3 protein-coding genes and 1 pseudogene are annotated in these 3,515 nt (G+C 40.1%); all 4 read right to left on the bottom strand.

Translation table 11 applies throughout. The features are described 5' to 3' along the window. Positions 1-211: 211 nt before the first annotated feature. Positions 212-931, bottom strand: a complete 720-nt coding sequence (locus RB298_RS00070) for an SDR family oxidoreductase (protein WP_486045133.1) — start codon at positions 929-931, stop codon at positions 212-214. Between the two features lie 99 nt (positions 932-1,030). Further along, positions 1,031-1,267 (bottom strand): annotated as a pseudogene (locus tag RB298_RS00065) (DJ-1/PfpI family protein); the annotation flags it as partial. A 22-nt stretch (positions 1,268-1,289) separates the two neighbouring features. Beyond that, the gene (locus RB298_RS00060; protein WP_486045131.1) at positions 1,290-2,423 is read right to left on the bottom strand and encodes a bifunctional cystathionine gamma-lyase/homocysteine desulfhydrase; all 1,134 of its coding nucleotides are present in this window, start codon (positions 2,421-2,423) and stop codon (positions 1,290-1,292) included. A gap of 1 nt (position 2,424) precedes the next feature. Next, positions 2,425-3,348, bottom strand: a complete 924-nt coding sequence (locus RB298_RS00055) for a PLP-dependent cysteine synthase family protein (RefSeq protein ID WP_176584514.1) — start codon at positions 3,346-3,348, stop codon at positions 2,425-2,427. Between the last annotated feature and the right edge of the window lie 167 nt (positions 3,349-3,515).

Genomic DNA, 3,515 nt, shown 5'->3' with positions numbered 1-3,515 from the left:
CTGTTAACGTCTCTACGTATAAAGTACGCATATATTTAGAATTCCCGTAACCAACAACTCCATTCTTTATTGCATGATATGCCCCTTTCTGCTTCCGTCTGTGCAAAAAAACAAAGAAAGTGAGGATGGCCTATGAGTGTCTGACACTCATAGGCCATCCTCACCACTTCTATTCTAAACCAATTTATCAATCGACTTTGATATCAATGGATTAGATCAGATGAGCTCCTCCATCGATAAGAACGGATGTGCCAGTTGTAAACCCATTTTTCGCTAGGTAAACATAGGTTTCAGCTATATCTTTAGGTTGAGCAATACGTCCGACAGGTAATTGCTTAGCAATCCCATGGTACATAACTTGTCTTTGATCTTCTGACATTCCGCCATAAAGAGGAGTGTCAACAATACCAGGTGATACTACGTTTACTCTGATAGGTGCCAGGTCTACTGAAAGTCCTCGTACTAATCCATCGATTGCTGAATTAATGGAAGCTAGAGTCGTTGCACCTTGAGGAGGACGCACACCATATACACCCGAAGTTAATGTAATAGAACTTTCATTATTCAAGTATGGAAGAGCAGCACGAACCGAAATATACTGCCCCCAGAACTTACTATCAAAAGCCTCTCTTACTATTGCAACAGGCAGTTCGCTAAAGTGACCCATTGCGCCTTCACCTGCAGTCACCACTAGGTGATCAAATTTTCCAACCTTCTTGAAAAAGTCAGCAACCTTTTCCTCGCTACGAAAATCGATTTCATAGCCCTCTACGTTACCACCAATCTTCACTTTTGCGTCAGATAATTTTGAAGCAGAACGGCTAGCAATAATGACTTGAGCAGATTCATCGAGAAACCCCTTAGCAGCGGTTAAACCAATACCAGATGTACCTCCTAAAACAACCACTTTTTTTCCTTTTAATGATGACAACGAAATACCTCCTTTATTCATATGTTTGTTTGATCAACTTGCGGATTCTGATTAAAGAATCCGTAAGTTAAAAACATTTAAGTTTTTACATCACCATTGTTATTTAGCTAAAAGTTTTAGTGATTCACGATTGAATGCTGGAATATCTTTTGGTTCTCGACTTGTTACAATATTTTTGTTAATGGCAACTTCTTCGTCTTTATAATTTACACCAGCATTTTTCAAATCGTTGCGAATGGATTTATGGCCAGTGATGTCGACACCTTTTAAAAGGTCTGTATCGATTAACACTTGTGGTTCATGACAAATGGCAAAAACAGTTTTTTTGTCTTGAACTGCTTTTAAAATAATTGGTTGTTTACTCAAGCGCCTTTCGAAGATCCTCAATTAAATCTTCTACATCCTCTAGCCCTACCGAAATGCGAACCAAACCTTCAGTAATGCCGAGCTCTGCTCTTCGCTCCGCTGGAATGGATGCATGTGTCATGCGGGCCGGCACGGATATTAAACTTTCAACCGCACCAAGACTCTCAGCTAAAGTGAAGTAATGAATTTTACTTAATAGATGATCTGCTTTTTCCCCACTGCCCACATCAAATGACACCATTCCTCCAAAACCTCTGGCCTGTTTTTTGGCAATTTCATGGTTTGGATGGTTCTCAAGGCCAGGATAAAATACCTTTTTGACAGAAGGATGCTGAGTCAGGAAATTTACAATAGCGGCAGTATTTTCCTCTGTCTCTTCCATTCTGATACCCAAGGTTTTGATCCCCCTCATTAATAGCCATGAATCCTGAGGTCCCAGTACACCACCTGTAGAATTTTGCACAAAGTGGAGATCCTGTGCAAGCTTCTCGGTGTTTACAACCACAAGACCTGCTACCACATCGCTATGTCCTCCAATATATTTGGTGGCACTGTGCAATACAATATCTGCACCAAGTTCAATTGGATTTTGCCAGTAAGGGGTGGAGAAAGTATTATCAACAATAGTTAACAGACCGTTTTCTTTTGCCAACCTGGAAGCTGCCTCAATATCTGTAATTTTTAAAAGCGGATTGGTTGGTGTTTCTAAATAAAGAGCTTTGGTATTTTCACGTATCTCACTGTGGATATTTTTTAGGTTGCTTGTATCTACAAAGGTAGATTCAATTCCAAATCGATTCAGCACTTTGCTCATCACCCGGAATGTTCCGCCATATACATCATCTGTCATGATGACATGATCTCCTTTATTAAACAGCATCATGACTGCTGTAATAGCAGCCATTCCCGAACCAAAAGCAAAGCCGGCAGTGCCGCCTTCAATCTCTTTTATTAATTCTTCAAGAGCCTGCCTTGTTGGATTACCGGTACGTGAATATTCAAAACCTTTATGTCCCCCTACACCTTCCTGTTTGTAGGTACTGACCTGGTAGATTGGCACTGAAACTGCACCAGTATGCGGGTCACTGCTGATCCCTCCATGAATAAGCTTTGTCTTCCTTTTCATCTTAAATCCCACCTTCATAAATATTCTTACTTAAGTATCTATCACTTCCATCTGGAAAAATAACAACAATATTCGTTTCTGTAGCCGCATGTTCAGCTTCAATAAGAGCAGCCTTAAAAGCTGCACCCGATGAACTTCCAACCAATAGTCCTTCTTTTAATGCCAGTTCACTTACAAGACTGAAGGCATCCTGATCAGAAATAGTATGGATGTAGTCAAAATAAGACGGGTCCATGAAATCAGGCAACGATTCCATTCCAATCCCTTCTGTTTTATGAGGTCCTGGCTGCCCGCCATTGATAATTGAACCCTCAGGTTCAACAATTACCGTTTTGATCTCCTTATTTTTTTCTTTTAAAAATTTAGCCGTACCCATGAAGGTCCCTCCAGATCCAGCTCCAGCAACGAATATATTCACTTTTCCATCCATCTGGTCCCAGATTTCAGGGCCAAGGGTTTTATAATACGTTTGAGGATTGGCAGGATTGGAAAATTGCTGAGGACAGAAGGAACCAGGGATTTCTTCCACCAGCTCTGCAGCTTTTTCAATAGCTCCCTTCATACCCTTTTCAGTAGGGGTGTGAACGATTTCCGCTCCTAACGCCTTCATAATTAGCTGCTTTTCTGTACTGAATTTCTCAGGAACACAAAAGATCACATTTATATCTTGGTTTAGCGCAGCAAGGGCTATACCAATCCCAGTATTTCCAGCGGTTGGTTCAATTATAGTTCCGCCTCTTTTTAACCTTCCGCTTTCAATTGCATCTCTTAGAAGCTCCTGACCTAATCGGTCTTTCACACTTCCTCCTGGATTCATAAATTCAAGCTTGGCAAAAATATGGACACCTTCCGGCAAAGAAAAGCTGTTTATTTCTACAATTGGAGTATTTCCGATTATTGAATGGATATCTTTAAATACCTTCATAAAAACACCCTTTCCGGGCTATTGATTTATTTCTTTTTATTATTTTGCCACTTCTATCATCAGAAATAACTGGAAAAGGTTTATAATTTAACACCCTCCATAATCTAGACAAAATCATTACATCGAAAAAAAGATACTAAAAAACCAGCCATCGGTTAGCTGTATAA

This window comes from Priestia sp. BR_2, assembly GCF_041954005.1.
Classification (GTDB): domain Bacteria; phylum Bacillota; class Bacilli; order Paenibacillales; family Paenibacillaceae; genus Paenibacillus_AQ; species Paenibacillus_AQ lautus_A.
The sequence above is the reverse complement of the archived record's forward strand: the minus strand, read 5'-3'. Positions and strand labels throughout refer to the sequence as shown.